At 68.9% G+C, this 19584-nt stretch carries 16 protein-coding genes; 14 read left to right on the top strand and 2 right to left on the bottom strand.

Features of this window, described 5'->3' with window-relative positions:
* Positions 1 to 25: 25 nt before the first annotated feature.
* Together B0F77_RS20515 and B0F77_RS20520 are read left to right on the top strand one after the other, a co-directional pair.
* A complete protein-coding gene (locus tag B0F77_RS20515) occupies positions 26 to 1264 on the top strand; it encodes a glycoside hydrolase family 62 protein (protein WP_086664545.1) in 1239 nt (412 codons plus the stop codon).
* 120 nt (positions 1265 to 1384) lie between these two features.
* The gene (locus B0F77_RS20520) at positions 1385 to 2674 is read left to right on the top strand and encodes an SGNH/GDSL hydrolase family protein (protein ID WP_158102775.1); all 1290 of its coding nucleotides are present in this window, start codon (positions 1385 to 1387) and stop codon (positions 2672 to 2674) included.
* 147 nt (positions 2675 to 2821) lie between these two features.
* Here B0F77_RS20520 and B0F77_RS20525 read toward each other — a convergent pair whose 3' ends face one another.
* On the bottom strand, positions 2822 to 3514 hold the full coding sequence (locus B0F77_RS20525; protein ID WP_211293896.1) for a type 1 glutamine amidotransferase domain-containing protein: 693 nt from the start codon (positions 3512 to 3514) through the stop codon (positions 2822 to 2824).
* 344 nt (positions 3515 to 3858) lie between these two features.
* On the opposite strand from B0F77_RS20525, the gene B0F77_RS20530 reads away from it, so the two are divergent.
* From B0F77_RS20530 to B0F77_RS20580, 11 genes are all read left to right on the top strand, one after another.
* Positions 3859 to 4821 carry a pectinesterase family protein gene (locus B0F77_RS20530; protein WP_211293897.1) on the top strand — a complete coding sequence of 321 codons (963 nt, stop codon included), beginning with the start codon at positions 3859 to 3861 and terminating at the stop codon, positions 4819 to 4821.
* Positions 4822 to 4853: 32 nt separating this feature from the next.
* On the top strand, positions 4854 to 5660 hold the full coding sequence (locus B0F77_RS20535) for a rhamnogalacturonan acetylesterase (protein WP_245848456.1): 807 nt from the start codon (positions 4854 to 4856) through the stop codon (positions 5658 to 5660).
* Positions 5661 to 5917: 257 nt separating this feature from the next.
* Positions 5918 to 7537, top strand: a complete 1620-nt coding sequence (locus B0F77_RS20540) for a right-handed parallel beta-helix repeat-containing protein (protein WP_245848458.1) — start codon at positions 5918 to 5920, stop codon at positions 7535 to 7537.
* A gap of 39 nt (positions 7538 to 7576) precedes the next feature.
* Positions 7577 to 8419 (top strand): SGNH/GDSL hydrolase family protein, encoded by an 843-nt coding sequence (locus B0F77_RS20545; protein ID WP_211293898.1) that lies wholly within the window; start codon positions 7577 to 7579, stop codon positions 8417 to 8419.
* Positions 8420 to 8616: 197 nt separating this feature from the next.
* Positions 8617 to 10818 carry an MMPL family transporter gene (locus B0F77_RS20550; RefSeq protein WP_086664551.1) on the top strand — a complete coding sequence of 734 codons (2202 nt, stop codon included), beginning with the start codon at positions 8617 to 8619 and terminating at the stop codon, positions 10816 to 10818.
* 98 nt (positions 10819 to 10916) lie between these two features.
* Positions 10917 to 11588 carry a response regulator gene (locus B0F77_RS20555; RefSeq protein WP_086664552.1) on the top strand — a complete coding sequence of 224 codons (672 nt, stop codon included), beginning with the start codon at positions 10917 to 10919 and terminating at the stop codon, positions 11586 to 11588.
* Positions 11589 to 11601: 13 nt separating this feature from the next.
* Positions 11602 to 12702, top strand: coding sequence for a sensor histidine kinase (locus B0F77_RS20560; RefSeq protein WP_086664553.1), 1101 nt, complete (start codon positions 11602 to 11604; stop codon positions 12700 to 12702).
* A 109-nt stretch (positions 12703 to 12811) separates the two neighbouring features.
* Complete coding sequence (locus B0F77_RS20565) at positions 12812 to 13771, top strand: lysylphosphatidylglycerol synthase transmembrane domain-containing protein (RefSeq protein ID WP_158102776.1); 960 nt, start codon at positions 12812 to 12814, stop codon at positions 13769 to 13771.
* A gap of 84 nt (positions 13772 to 13855) precedes the next feature.
* Positions 13856 to 14038, top strand: coding sequence for a hypothetical protein (locus B0F77_RS20570; protein ID WP_086664555.1), 183 nt, complete (start codon positions 13856 to 13858; stop codon positions 14036 to 14038).
* Complete coding sequence (locus tag B0F77_RS20575) at positions 14035 to 14661, top strand: TetR/AcrR family transcriptional regulator (RefSeq protein WP_086664556.1); 627 nt, start codon at positions 14035 to 14037, stop codon at positions 14659 to 14661. Before B0F77_RS20570 ends, B0F77_RS20575 begins: the two co-directional genes overlap by 4 nt.
* 27 nt (positions 14662 to 14688) lie before the next feature.
* On the top strand, positions 14689 to 16152 hold the full coding sequence (locus tag B0F77_RS20580; RefSeq protein WP_211293899.1) for an MDR family MFS transporter: 1464 nt from the start codon (positions 14689 to 14691) through the stop codon (positions 16150 to 16152).
* Here B0F77_RS20580 and B0F77_RS20585 read toward each other — a convergent pair.
* Entirely contained in the window at positions 16139 to 18139 is a 2001-nt protein-coding gene (locus tag B0F77_RS20585; RefSeq protein WP_086664557.1) for a beta-galactosidase, read from the bottom strand. The genes B0F77_RS20580 and B0F77_RS20585 overlap by 14 nt on opposite strands.
* A 152-nt stretch (positions 18140 to 18291) precedes the next feature.
* On the opposite strand from B0F77_RS20585, the gene B0F77_RS20590 reads away from it, so the two are divergent.
* Positions 18292 to 19584 (top strand): ABC transporter substrate-binding protein, encoded by a 1293-nt coding sequence (locus tag B0F77_RS20590; protein WP_086664558.1) that lies wholly within the window; start codon positions 18292 to 18294, stop codon positions 19582 to 19584.

Genomic DNA, 19584 nt, shown 5'->3' on the forward strand with positions numbered 1-19584 from the left:
ATCTTGCAGCTGTTCAGGAGGAACGATGGCTCGCACCAAGCCAGCCCTGCGGCGGGTCACCGCCGCCCTTCTCGGGCTCGGTCTGCCCGTCGCCGCGTCGCCCTCCGCCGCGGCAGCCACAACGGCCACAGTGGACGGTGCGCGCACATCAGCAGGCGAAGCAGCGCGAGATCCTCGACCTCCTGCTGTCACGCACGTCCGGCGCGGGACTGTCGGCGGCGCCTTCACCGCCAAAGCCTTCATCGCGTGCGCGGGCCTGCTGGCGAGCATGTTCCTCGCCCAGCAGCCGGCCGCGCAGGCCGCCGAACCGCCGTCGAGCTTCCAGTGGCGGTCCAGCGGCCAGCTCATCGCGCCCAAATCCGACGCCACGCACAACATCCGCGGCATCAAGGACCCGTCGGTCGTGTACGCCAACGGCCGCTGGCACGTGTTCGCGAGCACCACGAACCAAAACGGCTCCTACAACATGGTCTACCTGAACTTCACCGACTGGTCGCAGGCCGCCAACGCCAAGCAGTACTACCTCGACCAGACCGCCATCGGCGCCGGGTACAAGGCCGCACCGCACGTCTTCTACTTCGCCCCGCAGCGCAAGTGGTACCTGGTCTACCAAACCGGGAACAACGCCACGTACTCCACCACGACCGACATCGCCAACCCCCAGTCGTGGAGCACGCCGAAGAACTTCTACGCCGGCGGCATGCCGCAGATCATCAAGGACAACATCGGCAAGGGCTACTGGGTCGACTTCTGGGTGATCTGCGACAACGCGAAGTGCTACCTGTTCTCCTCCGACGACAACGGCCACCTCTACCGGTCCGAGACCACGGTGGCGAACTTCCCCAACGGCGTCGGCGACACCGTGATCGCCATGGCGGATCCCGCCAGGTATCCGCTGTGGGAGGCGGCCAACGTCTACAAGCTCACGACGAGCAACACCTACCTGCTGATCGTCGAGGCGATCGGCACCGGCGGCCGCCGCTACTTCCGGTCGTGGACCGCACCGGCGATCACCGGCCCGTGGACCGCGCTCGCCGACACCGAGGCCAAGCCGTTCGCCGGCGCCGCCAACGTCACCGGCACCACGTGGTCCAAGGACATCAGCCACGGTGAAGCGATCCGCGCGGGCGTCGACCAGAAGATGCTGCTCAACCCGTGCAAGCTGCGGTACCTGTACCAGGGCAAGGACCCAGGCGCGACCGACCCCTACAACCTGCTGCCGTGGCGGCTCGGCCTGCTGACCCAGACCAACTCCACCTGCTGACAGCACGCCTGGTTTGTGAAAGCTCCCCTCCACAAGCACGTTCTGGCCAAAGTCAAGAAGACCCGATGAGCCCCGGCCGGGCAGCGCCGCTGGGTCTGGAACAAGATGGGCAGGGGAACCATGCATTCCACCCCTCGGCCGACCAGCCGACTTCTCCGGCCCACGGCCGTCGCCGTCCTCGTGGCGGCGGTGGTGGCCGCTGGCGCTCCCGGGGCGAAGGCGGCCGGAGTTCTCATCGACGAGACGTTCAGCGCGCAGACATCCCCGGCGAACTTCGGCTTTCCCACCGGAGCCGCGGTGACCAACGGGCTGCTGAACGTCACCAGAGGGATGGGCAACTACACGACCTCGGTGAAGAGGTTCGACGCGAACGTCGTGGGAGAACGCACCCTCGACCTGACGTTCGACTGGAAGACCGCGGTCGCCACCAGCGGGAACAAAACGGGTGTCGAACTGCGGGACAGCCAGGGCAACCTGGTCTTCTCGCTCGCCGGCACCGCCACCGAGCTCCGCTACGGAGCGACCGGGCCCGTGTCCGACTCGACGTCGGCCCCTGATTCGCTCAACCCGGCCTGGACCAAGCTCTCCTTCGACCGTTCCAAGTGGTACACGGTGAACCTGCACCTGGACTTCACCCTGCGGCGGGCGCAGTACCTGATCTCCACCAAGGAGACCGCCGCGCGGGTCATGGCCTCCGGAACGGCGAACATCAGCGGCACCAACCTCGCGAAACTGGTTGCCTGCAACTACTACGGATCCGGCGTGCAGTCGATCGACAACGTCCGCCTCAGCGCCCCGGCGAAAGCCGCGAACGGGAGCCTGCGGGGCAAGACGATGTACGCGTTCGGCGACAGCATCGTCGCCGGCCACACCTATCCACGCGGCTTCGCCGACCTCACGGCCGAACGCGAGGCCATGACCCTGACCAAGTACGCCGTGAACGGCGCGACGATCACCCCTGGCGGCAACCAGATCCTCAACCAGGTGCGCAACGCCTCCGCACAGGTGCCTGACTACGTGGTGTTCGACGGCGGCACCAACGACGCCTACCCGGACACCTTCGACAGGTCCGCCTTCGCGAGCGCGTTCGAGTCCACGGTCCGGGCCATGCGGGCAAAATGGCCGGCCGCGCGGATCGTGTACGTCGCCGTCCACAAGCTCGGCTCCCGCGACTGGAACACCCAGCTCGCCATCCGCGAGGTGACTCGGCAGATCTGCGCCGAGCTGGGGGTGACGATCGCGGACGTCTTCAACGACGCCACGATCGACACCCGCATCGACAGCCAGCGGGTGGCCTACACCTTCGACGGCACCGTCAACGGCTACCCGGGATCCGATGGCACGGGCACCCATCCCAACCTGGCCGGCATCGGCTTCTACGTTCCGGTGCTCACCGCCGCGATGATCTGAAGAGCGGCTACCTGATCACGGCCGGGTCCACCGCCACGTAGTTGTCCGTGCTTCCGTAGACGTTCCCCGCCTTGTCGGTCCAGTTGCCGTGCGATCCGGACACGGTCAGCTTCAACGTATAAGTGCCGGCGGCCAACAGCGGGCTGATTACGCGCGCAGGGCCTTGACGAGGGCTTCGGCCACCGCGCGGGCGCTGCCGGGGTTCTGGCCGGTGATCAGGCGACCGTCCTCGACCACATAGGACTCGAACGGTGCGGCGGCGATGCTGTAGTGCGCGCCGAGCGCCGTCAGCTCGTCCTGCAGGCTGAACGGCACCGCGTCGGCACGCTGGGCGAGTTCTTCCTCCCGCCACGAGAAGCCGGTGACGTTCCTGCCCCTGACCAACGGGTCGCCGTTGCTCAGAGGCACGTTGAGCAGGCCGGCCCCGCCGTGGCACACCGAGCAGACGATCCGGCCGCTGTCGTGGAACTTCGCCGTCAACGTCCCGAGGTCGTCGGCGCGGAAGTCGAACATCACCCCGTGGCCCCCGGTGAAGTAGATCGCGTCGTACTCCTCGACCTCGACGTCGGCCGCCTTCCTCGTGTCCCTGAGCAGGTCCATGAACTCGCGGTCCCGGTAGCGCCGATCGGTCCCGAGTTCGGCGAGCATGGTGTGGCTGAGGCTTTCCGGGTCGATCGGCACGTACCCGCCCCGAGGACTCGCGAGATCGACGGTGAAGCCGTTCTCGGTGACGTGGTCGTAGAAGTGGGTGAGCTCCCCCAGCCACAGGCCGGTGCGGTAGCCGACCGCCTCGTACTCGCCCGCGTTCGTCACGATGGTCAGGATCCTGCCGGTGGCCACGAGGAACTCCTTGCGATCAGGTCTGCTTCGTTGTCCGGAAACCGCATCCGGCGAGCCAACCGTATCCGAAAACCGAAGAGTCCACTTGGGACAAGTTCCAAAATCAGCGTTACAGTCAAACCTCACGGGTCGCCGCGCGGTTTGCTCATGGCGGTTCTGACCAGAACCTGTTCGACGATCGATTCGAACGTCGAACAACTGGAAAGCGCTTCCCAGCATTCCCGCAAGAGGTAGCATCGGCTCTCGCATTCGATCCACTGGCATTGCACGCCGGACGAAAGCACTCGCCGCCGACGAAACACCGTCGCCACGAGAAGAGGTTCACAATGGTGAACAGCAGAGTCGTGAGCACCACCACCATGATCACCGCGGCACTGGTGAGCGCGGTCCTGGCTCCAGCCGCACAGGCGGTCGGCACGGCGGCCACGCTCACGGTGGCTGCCGACGGCTCCGCCCAGTACCGCACCGTGCAGGCCGCGATCAACGCGGCACCGGCCAACAGCTCCGCGCGCACGCTGATCACGATCAAGGCGGGCACCTACCGCGAGGTCGTGCGGGTGCCCGCCAACAAGACCGCGATCACGTTGCAGGGCCTGGGTTCCACGCCGGCGCAGACCGTCGTCGTGTTCAACAACAGCGCGACCACCCACGGCACCTTCAACAGCGCCAGCATGTTCGTCGACGGCCGCGACTTCGGCGCCACGAACCTCACCATCTCCAACGACTACGTCGAGAAGCCGGGCTCCGAGGGGAACCAGGCGCTCGCGCTGCACCTCAACGCCGACCGCGCCGTGTTCCGCAACGTCCGACTGCTCGGCGACCAGGACACGTTGCTGGTGAACGAGAACACCCGCGCCTACATGGCCGACTCCTACGTCGAGGGCACCGTCGACTTCATCTTCGGCGGCGGCACCATGGTCTTCGAACGCACCAGCGTGCACGAGAAGCGCACGACCGGCGGCCCGATCACCGCCGCCAGCACCCCGGCCACCAGGAAGTACGGCCTGCTCTTCTACCGCTGCACCGTCACCAGCACGACCAGCAACACCACCCAGCTCGGCCGGCCGTGGCGCCCCGCGGGCCAGGTGCTCTTCCGCGAGTCCACCCTGACCGCCGCGATCAGGACCTCCCAGCCCTGGATCGACATGAGCGACAACTCGTGGAAGAAGGCCCGGTTCTTCGAGTACCGCAACACCGGCGCCGGTGCCGGCACGAACGCCAACCGTCCCCAGCTGCCGGAGTCCCAGGCCGCCGACCACACCCCGCAGAAGTACCTGGCCGGCACCGACGGCTGGAACCCGCGATGACCCTGCCTCCCGACCGCGAGAGAAGATCACTCATGCGCCTGAAACGCCTGTCCGCAGTCATCATCGGCGTTGTCGTGACCGCGATTGCCGCAAGCGGGACGAGCGCCTCCGCGGCGACCCCCGTCCAGGTCTTCATCGCGGGCGACTCGACCGCGTCCACCTATCGAACCTCGGAGGCGCCCCGGGCCGGTTGGGGGCAGGCACTTCCGGTGTTCTTCACGCCGAACGCCGTGGCGGTGAACGAGGCCCTGTCCGGCGCCAGTTCGAAGAGCTTCATCGACCTGGGACGGCTCGACCGCATCCTGTCCAGGATCAAGCGCGACGACTACCTGCTCATCTCGTTCGGGCACAACGACGAGAAGAAGGAAGACCCGGCGCGGTACACCGAACCCTCCACGACCTACAAGTCCTACCTCTCGCAGTACATCGACAAGAGCCGGGCCAAGGGCGCGAAGCCGGTCCTGGTCACCTCCGTGGAACGGCGCCGGTTCGACAGTTCGGGGAAGATCACCCCGACCCACGGCGCGTACCCGGCGGCGATGCGCGAACTCGCGCGAGCCAAGGACGTGCCGCTGATCGACCTGACCGCGCAGAGCACGGCGCTGTACAACCGCGTGGGCGTCGAAGGCACCAAGAAGTACCTCATGCACCTGAAGCCCGGCCAGTATCCCAACTACCCCAACGGGGTCGAGGACAACACGCACTTCCAGGCCACCGGCGCGATCGAGATCGCACGGCTCGTCGCGACCTCCCTGCGCAACCAGTACGTGATTCCGGTCCAGGCGTTCCGGAAGCTCGGCGACCAGATCCCCACGAACGCGATCGTCTGGCCACGATAAGCGCTCACACGATGCACCGGGTCGCGCGCGACGAGCCCCGCGGACGACCCGGTGCACCGTCGGGCATCGGGTCGTCTGTCCACAACAGACTATCGTGCACGCGCCGAAAACCTGTTCAGCCCAACGGTTTCGACTCGATTCGACGGTATTTCGGCGAATCAGCAACGCACCACGCGGAATGCGTTGACGGCGCTGTGCCGCGTTCATAGCCTCGACCCATGCGGCGATTAAAACGTTTCACGAGATGCGCTGCGATCGTGATCGCGCTCACCACGATCACGCCGCAGGCGGCCCATGCCGATCCAGGGCGACTGGCGGCCACCACCTACCACGTCGATTCCGTGAGCGGCAGCGACACGGCGTCCGGACTCGACAGCGGACACGCCTGGCGCTCCCTCGCTCGCGTGAACAGCACGACCTTCCAGCCGGGCGACCGGATCCTGTTGAGCGCGGGCAGTCGCTGGACGGGTCAGCTGTGGCCCAAGGGGTCCGGCACGGCCTCCGCACCGATCACGATCGACCGCTACGGCACCGGCGCGGCTCCGCGCGTCGACGGTGCCGGGCAGGTCGCCGACGCGGTGCGCCTGTTCAACCAGCAGTTCTGGACCATCCGCGGCCTGGAGGTGACCAACCAGGCGCCGGCCACCGGCACACCCGGTCAGAACCTGAAGGACCTGCGCGGTATTCACGTCAGCGGCGACAAGGGCGGGAAGCTCGAAGGTTTCGTCGTGGACGGCGTGCGCGTCCACGACGTGACCGGCGAAGTGAACTGGATCAGCGGTGACACTGCGGGCGACAAGCCCGGCATCAAGTTCAAGATGGGCTGGGACCGTTCCAAGAGGACCGGTGGCATCGTCTTCGACGCCGGCGTGGCCAACATCGGCACACCCTCGGCCACACCGACCACGTTGAACGGCATCACGGTCCAGAACTCGGTCATCGCGAACACCTCGTTCGCCGGCATCGTCGTCAAGCAGTACACCGGCGACGCGCCCGGTGCCGTCGCGACCGGCTGGGGCACCCGGACCAAGGCGGACGACCCGAAGTTCGCCCCGCACACCAACGTCGTCATCCGCGGCAACCACATCAGCCACCCGAACACCGAGTACGGCTGCAACGGCATGTACATCACGAACGTGCGCCACGCCGTCATCGAACGCAACGTCGTGAACCGCACCGGCACGTCCGGCATCGAGACCTACTTCGCCGACGACGTGACCATCCAGTTCAACGAGGTCTCCGAGACCAAGCCGCGCGCGGGCGGCGCCGACTCCAACGGCATCGACCCGGACAAGGCCACGACCCGGCAGGTCGTGCAGTACAACTACACCCACGACAACGGTGACGGCATCCTGTTGTGCCAGTTCGCCTTCGGCGACGTCATCCTGCGTTACAACGTGATCGCCCGCAACACGCGGTACCAGATCTACCTGCACTCGGACAAAGCAGCCCGTGCCTCGGTGTACAACAACACGATCTACAACACGCGCAGCAACTACGCGATCTACGGCTACGGCAAGAGTCTTGAGTCGACCTACACCATCACCAACAACATCATCTACTCCACCGTGGCCAACGCGGCGATCACCACCAGCCCGACCGTGCGCTACCGCAACAACCTCTACGGCGGCACCCTGCCGGTCCCCGGCGACGACACCAGCGCGGTCAAGGGCGATCCGCAGTTCGCCGCGACGCTCGGCCAGGGCACCGGCACCCCGGAGTCGGGTCCGCGCCTCGACATCGCCGGCGCGCTGAAGCCGCGGACCGGCTCACCGGCCATCGGCCGTGGCGCGCAGATCGACGACCCCGGCGGTCGTGACTTCGCCGGAGTGCCGCTCTACCAGGGCAAGCCCGACATCGGGGCGTTCGAGTCGTAACCGTCCGCATCAGACACACCCTGCCGTCTGGAGACAACCGTGAGGAAACGCGTTCTGACCCTGGCCGTGCTCACCGTCCTGCCGCTGCTGGCGGTGGCCGGGCCCGCATCGGCCGACAAGCCCGACTGCGCCCCTGCCAAGGAGGCCACCGCGTCGGCCAGCGCCGCCGCCGTGAAGGTCTGGCTCGCCGGCGACTCGACGATGGCCGAGCCCAAGTCCAGTTGCCCGGTCGGCTGGGGCAACCAGTTCGACCAGCTCTTCAACAACGACGTCACCGTGGTGAACAGCGCGGTGTCCGGCCGGAGCATCCAGACCTGGCTGTACGAGTCCAACGTGAAGAACACCAAGGACTCGTCCGGCGAGTGCGTGGTGAGCCCGAAGACCTTCCACCAGCGCTGGCAGAACATGCTCAACCCGTCCACCGGCATGAAGGCCGGTGACTACCTGGTGATCCAGTTCGGCATCAACGACGGCAGCGCGGACTGCCCGCGGCACGTGGGACGCGCCCGGTACAAGGAACTGCTCGCGCTGATGACCAAGGCGGCCAAGGACCGCGGCGTCACCCCGATCCTCCTCACGCCCGTCTCGGCCATCAAGTGCAGCGGCAACTCCGCCGTGGGAACTCGCGGCTTCCTGACCGAGACGTTCGACGCGGGCAGGGCCGCCGGTGCGGCCGTCATCGACCTGCACAAGCTGAGCTACACCCTCTACAACACGCTCAAGTTCTGCCCCAACAACGGCGACTTCACCAAGGGCCCGGTCGGTGCCTTCTTCTGCAACGACCACACGCACTTCGAAGCCGCTGGAGCCAGGCAGATCGCCGGGGTCGTGGCCAAGGCACTGCGCGACCAGAAGATTCCGCTTTCCAGCTATCTCAAGTGAGCCGGGTGGGTGGTCCGGAGACCGGACCACCCACTTCGCCGGACGACGGGCCCCGCGCGCTGAGGCGCACGAGGCGGAGACAGCGGCACGACTACCGCCAACGCGGTACACGGGATCACCGCGCGAGGCTGACGCCGGGACGGCCGCCGACCGCGAGGCTGGGCAGCAACAGTTCCAGTCCTCGAAAGGTCTCTGCCGTGAACTCTCTCGCACGTTGGTGTCACCGGTGGCGGGGCGCCGTCCTCGGCGGATGGCTCGTCGGGCTCGTCGGGCTCGCGGTCCTCGCGCTGGGCCTGGGAGCCGCGTTCACCGACTCCGCGGACATGCCCGACAGCGAGTCCGCGACCGCGGCAGCCCTGCAGGCCGAGGCCGGCGGGAAGACCGGGGTCGCGCTCACCCGCGGCACGATCGTCTGGCACACCGGCCAAGCCGTCGGCTCGGGCCCGGTCCGCGACGAGTTCACCGCCGCGCTGACCGGCATCGCCAAGATCCCCGGCGTCAAGCAGGTCGTCAGCCCGTACGAGCACGCGGATCAGCTGAACGAGCAGGCGAACACCGCCTACGCACAGGTGACGCTGGAGAAGGGTGCCGACCCCGCACCGGTGGTCCAGGCCGCGGAACGGTTGCGGGCGAACGACGTCCAGGTCGAGGTCGGCGGGCAGGCGTTCACCGAGAAGCCCGGCGGTTCGAACGGCACGGAGGCCATCGGCATCCTCGCCGCGCTGGTGCTGTTGTTGCTGCTCTTCCGGTCCGTGTGGGCCGCGGTGCTGCCGATCATCACCGGCCTGGTCGGCGTCGTGGCGTCACTGCTGCTGGTCGTCGTGGGTTCGCACGTGGTCGACCTCGCCGCGACCAGCCTCACCATGGGCGCGCTCATCGGTCTGGGCGTCGGCATCGACTACGCGTTGTTCATCGTCAACCGGCACCGCAAGGCGTTGCTCGCCGGGACCTCCGTGCCCGACGCGATCGCGCAGGCGGTCAACACCTCGGGACGCGCCGTCGTGTTCGCCGGTGTCACCGTCATCGTCGCCCTGCTGGGAATGTTCGTGGTGAACCTCGGCCTGCTCACCGGCATGGCGCAGGCCGCGGCCGTCACCGTCGCGTTCACCGTCGCCGCCGCGATCACCCTGCTGCCCGCGCTGCTCGGGATGCTCGGCTACCGGGTGCTGTCCCGCAAGGACCGCAAGGCCATCGCCGCCGGACGGTTCCCGGTGCCGCAGCGCACCGGCGAGCGCACCCTGGCGAGCCGTTGGGCAACGGTGGTCCAGCGTTTCCCGGTGGTCGCGGGCGGGCTCGCCCTCGCCGCGACGGTGCTGCTCGCCTCCCCCGTGTTCGGCATGCGGGTGGGCAACGCGGACGCGAGCAGCGCACCGGCCGGATCGCCGGCCCGCGCCCACTACGAGCTGATGTCGACCGCGTTCGGCGCCGGGTTCGACTCCCCCGTGCTGCTGGTCGCGCGCACGCCGGACCAGGCCTCCGCGCAGGCGTTCCAGTCCCTGGTGGACCGGCTCGGCTCGGTGCCGGACGTCGCCCACGTGACCGCCGCGCCCGCCAAACCCGGTCAGCAGATCAGGTCCGCGACCATCACACCGGGCACCTCGTCGCAGGCCGAACAGACCGCGGATCTCGTCAGGAACCTGCGCGAGGACGTGATTCCCGCTTCCGGGGTGCAGGCCTACGTCGGTGGAGCGACCGCGAGCAGCATGGACGTCGCCGACGCCCTGATGAGCAAGCTTCCGCTGTACCTGGGTCTCATCGCCGTGCTCGGGTTCCTGTTGCTGGCCGTGGCGTTTCGCAGCATCCGGGTGCCGCTGGTCGGCGCGTTGAGCAACATCGCCACCATCGCGGTCGGGCTCGGCGCCGTCACCGCGATCTTCCAGAACGGCTGGGGCATCGCGCTGCTGGGCGTCGGCGCCGGGGCTCCGGTGATGTACCTCGTGCCGGTGCTCGTGGTCGGCATCATGTTCGGCCTGTCCATGGACTACCAGGTGTTCCTGGTCAGCCGGATGCACGAGGAGTGGACGCGCACCGGGCGCAACCGGCACTCGATCCGCACGGGCGTCGTCGAGACCGGACGGGTCATCGCCGTCGCGGCCACGATCATGCTGTGCGTGTTCGCCTCGTTCGGGTTCAGCGGTGAACGCATCGTGTCCATGATCGGCATCGGACTGGCGATCGCCGTGGTCGTCGACGCGTTCGTGATCAGGCTGACGCTGGTGCCCGCGGTCATGACCCTGCTCGGCCGGTCGAACTGGGCGTACCCGCGCTGGGCGGAGAAGGTCACGCCGCACCTGTCGGTGGATGGCCCCGCTGATCCCGAGCCGCCTTCCGACCCGACCGAACGCATCCTCGTGGGCGCGGTACCGGCCTCGCACCGGCAGTTCACCGGCGAACTCTGACCAGCTGCGTGGTGCCCGATGGACGAGTGTCCACCGGGCACCACGCCGTTCGCGTGAGATCATCGCCGTATCCCTCCTTGCCGCGGAAAGGCCCTGTTTTGACCATTCGCGTCCTGCTCGCCGACGACCAGGCCCTGCTGCGCGCGACCTTCCGGCTGCTCATCGACTCCTGCCCCGACCTGGAGGTCGTCGCCGAGGCGTCCAACGGCCAGGAAGCGGTGGACCAGGCCGTCGAGGCGCGGCCGGACGTGATCGTGATGGACATCCGCATGCCCGTCGTGGACGGCATCGAGGCGACCCGGCGCATCGCCTCGGACGAGCGGCTCGCCGGAGTGCGGATCCTCGTCCTCACCACGTTCGAGACCGACGAGTTCGTCGCCGCCGCACTGCGGGCCGGTGCCGGCGGGTTCCTCGGCAAGGGCGTCGAGCCGGAAGCCCTGCTCCAGGCCATCCGCACGGTGGCGGCGGGCGAGTCGCTGTTGTCCCCCGCCGCGACGACCGCGTTGATCGGCCGGTTCCTCGCCCAGCCGGACGCGCGCACCGTCGACGTGCGCGCCGAGCTCGGCGAACTGACCGCGCGCGAACGGGAGATCACCGCGCTGGCCGGCGCGGGCCTGTCCAACGCCGAGATCGCGGAAAAACTGGTGATCAGCGCGGCGACCGCGAAGACCCACGTCAACCGCGCGATGATGAAGGTCGGCGCCAGGGACCGGGCCCAGCTGGTCGTGTTCGCCTACGAAACCGGCCTCGTCACCCCTCGCACGCGGTGAGAGGATCTTCGTGATGCACGAGCCCGAGGCCGCGCCCCCGTGGTGGCACGCCGCGCTGCCCGCGTTGCTCGTGGCCAACATCGCCATGTTCCAGCTGGCCTACCGGGGCGGCTTCCACTTCACCGCGCCGACGTTCTGGCAGATGGCCGTCACCCTGGCCGCGTGCGCCGCGCTGCTGGTGCGCTACCGCCAGCCGGTGGCCGTCACGTGGGTGACCATCGTGCTCGGCACCGCGCTGCCGGTGTTCGCGCCGCACACGGTCATCATCGACACGCCGAGCATCGTCGCCCTGTACACCCTGACGCGGCTCACCGACCGCCGCACGTCGTGGACCGCGGGCGCCGGCGCGATCATCCTGCTGACCGCCAGCTCGGTGATCTGGCCGCCGGACTCGTTCAACGTCCGCATCGTGCTGCCCGCCAACTACGTCATCATCGCCGTCGCTCTCGGCGAGTCGGCGCGCAACCGTCGCGCACTGCTGTGGGAAGCCCAGCACCGGGCCCGGGAGGCGGAACGCATCCGCATCGCCCAGGACCTGCACGACGTCGTGGCCCACCACATCACCCTGGTGAACGCCCAGGCAGGCGTCGCCCACCACCTGCTGGACCAGCATCCCGACCAGGCACGGCGGGCGCTGGCCGACATCAAGCAGACCAGCCGCGCCGCCCTCGACGAGCTGCGGGCCACGGTAGGACTGTTGCGGCACAACGACGACTCGCCGCAGAGCCGGGAGCCCGCACCGGGTCTCGACCAGCTCGGCCGGCTCGCCGACTCGTTCCGCGCGGCCGGCTACACGGTCAACCTGACCCGGCACGGTGTTCCCCAGCTGACCGGCACCGTCGACCTGGCCGCCTACCGCATCGTGCAGGAGGCGCTGACCAACGCGAGCAAGCACGGCGTCGAACGCCGCGTCGACATCGCCCTCACCTGCTCCGGCGACGCGCTGGAGATCGTCGCCGTCAACCCGGCCTCACCCGGCCACCGAGGTGCCGGCACCGGACACGGTCTCATCGGGATGCGCGAACGCGCGGAGTCCGCGGGCGGGCGGTGCACCGCGGGAATGCGTCCCGACGGCTGGTACGAGGTACGGGCCTCGCTCCCCCTGCGCGGCTGACCCGCGCGCGATCGGGAACCCGGCGCGGGGCGGCGTACCGCGAACGCCGTACGCCGGATACCGCCTCGCGCCGACGTTTTCCGCGCGCTCCCCGGCAAGCATGGGGAACATGATCGCAAGGCTTCCGGCCACCGACGGCCGCAACCAGATGAACGTGCTGGTCCGGTTCGTGGCGGCGGCGGCCGTCGCGGTGGCCGTGGTGGCCTTCGTCAGGTACGCCGCGCAGGCGGACATCGCAGGCGTCCTGCGCCAGATCGATCCGCTCTGGACGGCCGTGGCGCTGGCGACCTTCCTGGTTCCGTTGCTGGGCAACGTGATCACCCTGCGCGCGGTCGCGCCGATGCGGCTGCCGTGGGGACCCACCGCGGCCGCGCAGCTGGCCGGGACGTTCGGCAACCTGGTGGCGCCCGCGAACATCGGCGGGATGGCGATGAACGTCCGGTTCCTGTGCCGGCGCGGCGTCTCCGCCGCTGGTGCGGCCGGTGCGGTCGGGGCCACCCAGATCGTCGCCGCGTTCGTGACGGTGGCGCTGGCCGTGCCGAGTCTCGCGTCGTCCGGGCAGTTGGCGGACGTGGCGCGGTCGGCGGTCTCCGGTCCGGTTCTCGCGATCGTCGTGGCGGTGGTGCCGATCGGCATGGTGTTGCTGCGGCGTACGGCACCGGGACGGCGGATCTCGGCCAGGCTGCGGTCCGTTCTCGCGGACGCGCCGAAAGCCGCCCGGCGAGCACTGGCCAGTCCCGGGAGCGCGGCGCTCACCGTGGCGGGGAACCTGTTGGTGACACTGGGTACCGCCGCGACGCTGGGTGCGGCGGTCCAGGCCTTCGGTGGCACCGCCTCGTTCGGCGATCTCCTGCTCGTGGTCGCGGGTGGCACGCTCGCCGCCGTCGTACCGCTGCCCGGCGGTGGAGGCAGTGCCGAGCTGATCCTGACGGCTCAGCTGGTCGCGGTGGGACTCGACGCGCCGGTCGCCCTGGCGGCGGCGGTGCTCTACCGGCTCGTCACGTTCTGGTCCCGCATTCCCCTCGGATGGCTCGCCTTCTCGTGGCTGCGGCGATCGGGGCAGCTGTGAGGTCAGGCCGAACCGCGTCGCACGAGCTGTGGCCCGGCCGCGTCGGAGGACGGCCTGGGTGGCCGGCCCGCCAGTGCGGCCACGATGGCCTCGGCACGCCACCGGCCTGCCTCGGACGACGTCGCGACGGCGAACGCCGGCTGCCTGCTGCAGATCCGGCGGTTCCTCGACGCGGGTGTCCCGGTCGTGCACCCGGCCCAGCTGCTCGACGCCTCGATCACAGCAGCCGACGTCACCCGGACGACCCGACTAGCCTCCCTGGGATGACCCGCAGCAGGACGCCGGAAAGCACGCGACGACGCATCCTCGAGACGGCCGAACGCATGTTCGCCGAGCACGGCGTCTTCTCGGTCTCGAACCGGCAGATCAGCGACGAAGCGGGCCTGGGCAACAACACCGCGGTCAGCTACCACTTCGGCAGCAAGGCCGACCTCCTCCGCGCCATCTACCTGCGCCACAACGAGCCGATGGAGATCCTCCGCGAGAAGCAGCTCGAGAGCCGGGCGGGCAGCACCGGCCTGCGCGACTGGCTGACCTGCGTCGTGCGGCCGTTCACCGACCACCTGGCGTCGCTCGGCTCGAACAGCTGGTACGCCCGTTTCGCGGCGCAGCTCATGACCGAGCCGAAGCTGCGCGAGCTCGGTCTCCTCGACGTGGGCAGGACCGAGCTGCAGCGGACGATCACCCTCGGCCTGCACCGGTGCCTGCCCGATCTGCCGCCGGCTGTGCGGGCCGAACGCGACGAGATGGCCCGTGTGCTGATGGTGCACATGTGCGCCCGGCGGGAAGCGGATCTGCCCGACGACAGCGCGGCGATCTGGGACGCGACCGCGATCGGACTGATCGACGCTCTCGCGGGTTTGTACGAGGCTCCCAGTTCGCTACTTTAATTCAATCGATTGACTTACGATGAGGCCATGAGCACCATCACCGCGCCACCGCGGCGGAAGGTCCTGCAATCGCTCACCGGACTGCTGCTGGCCCTCTTCGTCTCCACGCTGAGCAGCACCGTCGTGGCCACCGCACTGCCCAGGATGATGGGTGACCTGCACGGCTCCCCCACGCAGTACACCTGGGTCGTCACAGCCACCCTGCTCGCGTCGACCGTGACCACCCCGATCTGGGGCAAGCTCGCCGACCTCTACGACAAGAAGACCCTCGTCCAGACCGCGACGGTGGTCTTCCTCGCGGGGTCGGTCACGGCGGGGCTGACCCAGGACGCCGGTCAGCTGATCGCCGCGCGCGCTCTGCAGGGCGTCGGCGTGGGCGGTGTGCAGGCCCTGGTCCAGATCGCCATCGGCGCGATGATCCCGCCCCGCGAGCGCGGCAAGTACGCGGGCTACCTCAGCAGCGTCACCGCCGTGTCCACGATCGGCGGACCGTTGCTGGGCGGCTTCCTCGTCGACACGTCGTGGCTGGGCTGGCGCTGGTGCTTCTTCGTGGGCGTCCCGGTCGGACTGGCCGCTCTGGTGATGCTGCAGCTGACCCTGCGCCTTCCGCTGGTGCGCAAGGAGAACGTCCGCATCGACTTCTGGGGCGCGTCGCTGCTCACCGCGGGCGTCGGCGTGCTGCTGATCTGGATCTCGTTCGTCGACGACGCCTTCGCCTGGCTCTCCTGGCAGACCGCGGCCATGGTCGGGAGCAGCCTGCTCCTGCTCGGACTCACCGCCTGGGTGGAGACCAGGGTCGCGGAACCGGTCGTGCCACCGGCGATCATCACGCGGCGGACCACCGCGCTCGCCATTCTCGGCAGCCTCGCCACGGGTACGGCCATGTTCGGCGCCGCGGTCTTCCTCAGCCAGTACTTCCAGCTCAGTCGCGGTCACACCCCGACGCAGGCGGGCGTGCTCACCATCCCCATGATGGCGGGCATCCTGATCTCGTCCGTCGTGGCGGGACGACTGCTCAGCCGCACCGGCCGGGTGAAGCCCTACCTCGTCACCGGTGCCCTGTGCCTCGCGGCCGGCTTCGCGTGTCTCGGCTTCCTGGACGAGCACACCCCGTTGGTGCTCATCGCCGTGCCGATGGTGTTCATCGGGACCGGCGTCGGCATGACCCTGCAGAACTTCGTCCTCGTCGTGCAGAACGCCGTCCCGCTCACCGACATCGGCGCGGCCAGCGCCACCGTGTCGTTCTTCCGCTCTCTCGGCGGCACCATCGGCGTCACCGTGCTCGGCGCCGTGCTGGCGCGCCAGGTCGCCCACCACACCGCCGCGGGGCTGCCGGTCCCGGCGGCCTACGGACAGGCCACCGCCACGGTCTTCGCCATCTCGGCCGGTGTCGCGCTGCTCGGCGTGGTCGCCGCGATCCTGCTCAAGCCGGTGTCGCTGCGCACCAGCCTCGATCTGTCCGAAGAGGACAAGCGGCTCAGCTCGGCGTGAAGACCACCCGGACCGCGCCGGGAGGCAGCTCGAGGTGTCCGTCCACGCCCTCACCGGTGAGCAGCTCGGTGCCGGTGGCCGGGATCAGCTCGGTCTTCCCGGTGTGGTTGATCGCGAACAGGTAACGCCCCTGTTGCCCCGCCCGGCGCACCACCTCGACGCCGCGGGGCAGGTCGCGCGACGGGATCCCGGCCTCCGCGCTCGCCGCGAGCAGCACCGCGTCGAGCCCGGTCTCCTCCAGGCAGGTCGACACGTACCAGGCGCTGCCCTGGTCGAGCGGATGCCGGGTGACGGCGGGCAGACCGGCCGCCGGACCATCCACATAGGACCAGACCGGCACGGCACCGCGCAGGGTCAGGACCTCGGACCACACTTCACCCGTCATCCCGCTGTCCATCCGCACCCGCTCATCGGCGCGCAGTGGGGTGAACTCCTCCACCGTCAGACCCAGCAGGTCGCGCAGCGCACCGGGGTGCGGTCCCTCGTGGATGGTGTCGTTCTCGTCCACGATCCCGGAGAAGCACGACACGACCAGGACGCCACCGTTCTCGACGTAGCGGTGCAGGTTGGCCGACGCGGCCCGCGTCATCGAGTACAGCGCGGGCACCACGACCAGCGGATAGCCGCTCAGATCAGTTTCGGGATGGGCGAAGTCGGCGGTGAGGTGCAGGTCGTACGCGGCGGTGTACCAGGCTTCCGCTCGTTCGCGGGCGTCGAGATCGGAGCTGGGCCGCCACTCCAGCCGGTGCGCCCACCAGGACTGCCAGTCCCACAGCAGCGCGATGTCCGCCACCACGCGGCTACCGCGCACCGCGGCGAGCGCGCCGAGGTCCTGGCCGAGGCGCACGACCTCCTGCCAGATCCGGCTCTCCACACCGGCGTGCGGGAGCATCGCCGAGTGGAACTTCTCGGCGCCGAAACGGGACGCGCGCCACTGGAAGAACATGGCGCCGTCCGAGCCGCGGGCGACGTGCGCGAGGCTGTTGCGCGCCATCTCGCCCTGGCTCTTGGCGATGTTGCGGCGCTGCCAGTTCACCGCGCTGGTGGAGTGTTCCAGCAGCAGCCACGGCCCGCCACCCGCCAGTGACCGGGTCAGGTCGGCGGTCATCGCGAGGTTCACGTGTGCCCGCTCGTTCTCAGCGACCAGGTAGTGGTCGTTGGTGACGACGTCGACCTCCCGCGCCCAGGCCCAGTAGTCGATCGACTCGCACTGGGTCAGCGCCGCGTGGAAGTTGGTGGTCACGGGGACACCGGGGGACGCCTCGCGCAGGACGTCCCTCTCCCGCTTGAAGTTCGCGAGCATCGCGTCGTTGGTGAACCGCTCCCAGTCGAGTTGCTGGGCGGGGTTGCCGGTGGTCGGGGTGAGGCGCGGCGGCTGCACCTGCTCCCACCGGTTGTAGGTCTGGCCCCAGAACGTGGTGCCCCACGCCTCGTTCAGCTCCTTGACCGTGGTGTAACGGCCGGCGAGCCAGCGGCGGAACGCGGCCGCCGCGAGGTCGCAGTAGCAGGCGCTCACCGGTGCGCCGTACTCGTTGTGCACGTGCCACATCGCCAGCGCGGGGTGCTCCCCGTAGTGTCGGCCGAGCTGCCGGGTGATCGACACCGCGGCCGACTGGTATGCGGGCGCGTGGTGACAGATCGTGCCGCGGCCGCCGAACGCGTACCGCACGCCCTCACGGCTCACCGGCAACGCCATGGGGAACTGTTCGTAGAACCAGGCGGGCGGCACGACCGTCGGCGTGCCGAGATCGACGCGAATCCCGTTGTCGTGCAACAGGTCCATCAACGCGTCCAGCCACCCGAAGTCGTACTGGCCCGGCTCTGGCTCCAGCAGGGCCCAGGTGAAGATCCCGATGCTGACCATCGTGACCCCGGCCTCACGCATGAGGCGGACGTCCTCCTGCCACACCGGTTTCGGCCACTGCTCGGGACTGTAGTCACCGCCGTACGCGAGAACGTCCAGCCCAACCGGCCAGTGGCGCTCCATGCGCACTCCTCTTCTGGGATCGTTCACAGTGAAGATGCCCGTCGAATTGCCGCTGATGACAGTACATACAGCCTATTGCCGGTGTCGAGAATCGGTCCCTACTGTGAACGTGCACAGTCCAGCACCTCCCCACCCCGACACCGGAGGAACGGATGCAGCGCCGCACCGTCATCACCGCGATCGCACTCATCGGGTCCTTGACGCTCGCCGCGTGCAGCGGCGAACGAACACCTTCCGCCGACGGCCCGGTCGAACTGACCATGTGGTCGTGGGCAAGCCTGCAGAACGTCGCGGAAATGTGGAACGCCGACCATCCCGACATCAAGGTCACCGTGCAGGAACAGGGCGGTGGCGACGACCTCGTCACCAAGGTCATCACCGCCGCGAAGTCAGGTGGCGGACCGGAACTGGTGCAGGCCGAGTACCAGATGATCCCGACCCTGGTGTCCAACGACGTGCTCACCGACGTCGCCGAGTTCGCGGGCGACGCCAAGCCGAAGTTCACCGACAACGTCTGGAAACAGGTCAGCCTGGACTCCCCCGCGGTCTACGCGATCCCGCAGGACACCGCGCCGCTCGCGTTCTTCTACCGCGAGGACCTCTTCACCCAGTTCGGTCTCACCGTGCCGAAGACGTGGAGCGAGTTCGCCGACACCGCGCGCCTGCTCAGGCAGAAGGACCCCGCCCGCGCGCTGACGACGTTCTCCAGCAACGACGCCGGCCTGTTCGCGGGGCTCTCGCAGCAGGCGGGATCCACGTGGTGGCGCGCCTCGGGCGACTCCTGGAAGGTCGCCATCGACGACGAGGCGTCGCGCAAGGTCGCCGACTTCTGGGGCGGGCTGGTCAAGGACGGACTGATCGACAGCCAGCCGATGTACACGCCCGCCTGGAACAAGGCGCTCAACGACGGCAGCCAGCTCGCCTGGGTGAGCGCGGTCTGGGCGCCCGGCACGCTCACCACCAGCGCGCCGGACACCAAGGGGAAGTGGAAGATGGCCCCGATACCGCAGTGGAGCGCGGGCTCCGCCGTGACGGGCAGCTGGGGTGGTTCGGCGACCGGTGTCACCGCGAAGGCGGCCAAGGACGGCAAGGCGCAGGCGGCCACGAAGTTCGCCACCTGGCTCAACACCGACCCCAAGGCCGTCGCGGCGCTGGTGAAGGAGGCGGGTGTCTACCCCGCCGCGACCGCCGCGCAGTCCGGCGGTGCCCTGACCACGCCGGAGTTCTTCCCCAACCAGCCGGACTTCTACCGGCTGGCCGCCGACATCGCGAAGGGCACCGCGGCAGCGGGCTGGGGACCCAACGTCAACGTCGCCTACGGCACCTTCAAGGACGCGTTCGGCAAGGCCGTGACGGAGAAGACGCCGTTCCCCGCGGCACTCAAGGCGATGCAAGAAGCGACCGTCGCCGACATGAAGAAAAACGGCTTCAAGACAGAGGGCTGA

The organism is Lentzea kentuckyensis, from assembly GCF_002150765.1.
Classification (GTDB): domain Bacteria; phylum Actinomycetota; class Actinomycetes; order Mycobacteriales; family Pseudonocardiaceae; genus Lentzea; species Lentzea kentuckyensis.

Bases quoted from the DNA above. Each gene is read 5' to 3' on its own strand.
- B0F77_RS20565 (WP_158102776.1), top strand. From the start codon at position 12,812: ATGATCGCAAGGCTTCCGGCCACCGACGGCCGCAACCAGATGAACGTG.
- B0F77_RS20590 (WP_086664558.1), top strand. From the start codon at position 18,292: ATGCAGCGCCGCACCGTCATCACCGCGATCGCACTCATCGGGTCCTTG.
- B0F77_RS20575 (WP_086664556.1), top strand. From the start codon at position 14,035: ATGACCCGCAGCAGGACGCCGGAAAGCACGCGACGACGCATCCTCGAG.
- B0F77_RS20560 (WP_086664553.1), top strand. From the start codon at position 11,602: ATGCACGAGCCCGAGGCCGCGCCCCCGTGGTGGCACGCCGCGCTGCCC.
- B0F77_RS20580 (WP_211293899.1), top strand. From the start codon at position 14,689: ATGAGCACCATCACCGCGCCACCGCGGCGGAAGGTCCTGCAATCGCTC.
- B0F77_RS20515 (WP_086664545.1), top strand. From the start codon at position 26: ATGGCTCGCACCAAGCCAGCCCTGCGGCGGGTCACCGCCGCCCTTCTC.
- B0F77_RS20585 (WP_086664557.1), bottom strand. From the start codon at position 18,139: ATGGAGCGCCACTGGCCGGTTGGGCTGGACGTTCTCGCGTACGGCGGT.
- B0F77_RS20570 (WP_086664555.1), top strand. From the start codon at position 13,856: ATGGCCTCGGCACGCCACCGGCCTGCCTCGGACGACGTCGCGACGGCG.
- B0F77_RS20520 (WP_158102775.1), top strand. From the start codon at position 1,385: ATGCATTCCACCCCTCGGCCGACCAGCCGACTTCTCCGGCCCACGGCC.
- B0F77_RS20535 (WP_245848456.1), top strand. From the start codon at position 4,854: ATGCGCCTGAAACGCCTGTCCGCAGTCATCATCGGCGTTGTCGTGACC.